This is a genomic window from Colwellia chukchiensis, from assembly GCF_002104455.1.
GTDB classification, from domain to species: domain Bacteria; phylum Pseudomonadota; class Gammaproteobacteria; order Enterobacterales; family Alteromonadaceae; genus Cognaticolwellia; species Cognaticolwellia chukchiensis.
Window position 1 is genome coordinate 1 of sequence record NZ_NBOC01000037.1, and the last position, 1,817, is coordinate 1,817.

General features: G+C 49.8%; 1 rRNA gene. It reads left to right on the plus strand.

The window, feature by feature from the left end:
- The first annotated feature begins 260 nt into the window (after positions 1-260).
- Positions 261-1,801 (plus strand): 16S ribosomal RNA (locus B6K83_RS18035).
- Positions 1,802-1,817 lie beyond the last annotated feature (16 nt).

Consider the following 1,817-nt stretch of genomic DNA (forward strand, 5'->3'; position numbering starts at 1 on the left):
TCTTTAACAATTAGTTATCATGCAATTTGTGTGGACACTCACATTAATGTTGATTTTACCTAGTTATCCTTTCTTCGGGAAGTGCATAACAAAAAAACAGCTTAATATGATGTCACACAAAAATATGTATCATTTAAACGTTTCTTTATAAGAGATGTTTGGATATACGTTTTATGTAGTTACTTTCTTCTTTAGTCGGATAGAGAGTAACACGACAGAATTCATTGAGCAGCGAGACTTGTTCTCGCACAAACGATTTTTAATTGAAGAGTTTGATCATGGCTCAGATTGAACGCTGGCGGCAGGCTTAACACATGCAAGTCGAGCGGAAACGAGAAGTACTTGTACTTCGGCGTCGAGCGGCGGACGGGTGAGTAATGCTTGGGAATATGCCTTTGAGTGGGGGACAACAGTTGGAAACGACTGCTAATACCGCATAACGTCTACGGACCAAAGGGGGGGATCTTCGGACCTCTCGCTCATTGATTAGCCCAAGTGAGATTAGCTAGTTGGTAAGGTAATGGCTTACCAAGGCGACGATCTCTAGCTGGTTTGAGAGGATGATCAGCCACACTGGGACTGAGACACGGCCCAGACTCCTACGGGAGGCAGCAGTGGGGAATATTGCACAATGGGCGCAAGCCTGATGCAGCCATGCCGCGTGTGTGAAGAAGGCCTTCGGGTTGTAAAGCACTTTCAGCGAGGAGGAAAGGGTGTTGTTTAATACGCAGCATCTGTGACGTTACTCGCAGAAGAAGCACCGGCTAACTTCGTGCCAGCAGCCGCGGTAATACGAGGGGTGCAAGCGTTAATCGGAATTACTGGGCGTAAAGCGTGCGTAGGTGGTTTGTTAAGCAAGATGTGAAAGCCCTGGGCTCAACCTGGGAACTGCATTTTGAACTGGCAAGCTAGAGTTTTGTAGAGGGTAGTGGAATTTCCAGTGTAGCGGTGAAATGCGTAGAGATTGGAAGGAACATCAGTGGCGAAGGCGGCTACCTGGACAAAGACTGACACTGAGGCACGAAAGCGTGGGGAGCAAACAGGATTAGATACCCTGGTAGTCCACGCCGTAAACGATGTCAACTAGCCGTCTGTGGTCTTGAACCGTGGGTGGCGTAGCTAACGCGCTAAGTTGACCGCCTGGGGAGTACGGCCGCAAGGTTAAAACTCAAATGAATTGACGGGGGCCCGCACAAGCGGTGGAGCATGTGGTTTAATTCGATGCAACGCGAAGAACCTTACCATCCCTTGACATCCAGAGAAGAGACTAGAGATAGACTTGTGCCTTCGGGAACTCTGTGACAGGTGCTGCATGGCTGTCGTCAGCTCGTGTTGTGAAATGTTGGGTTAAGTCCCGCAACGAGCGCAACCCCTATCCTTATTTGCCAGCGCGTAGTGGCGGGAACTCTAAGGAGACTGCCGGTGATAAACCGGAGGAAGGTGGGGACGACGTCAAGTCATCATGGCCCTTACGGGATGGGCTACACACGTGCTACAATGGCAAGTACAGAGGGCAGCGATACCGCGAGGTGGAGCGAATCCCATAAAGCTTGTCGTAGTCCGGATCGGAGTCTGCAACTCGACTCCGTGAAGTCGGAATCGCTAGTAATCGTAGATCAGAATGCTACGGTGAATACGTTCCCGGGCCTTGTACACACCGCCCGTCACACCATGGGAGTGGGATGCAAAAGAAGTGGTTAGTCTAACCTTCGGGAGGGCGATCACCACTTTGTGTTTCATGACTGGGGTGAAGTCGTAACAAGGTAACCCTAGGGGAACCTGGGGTTGGATCACCTCCTTATCTTGAAGTAAAACAA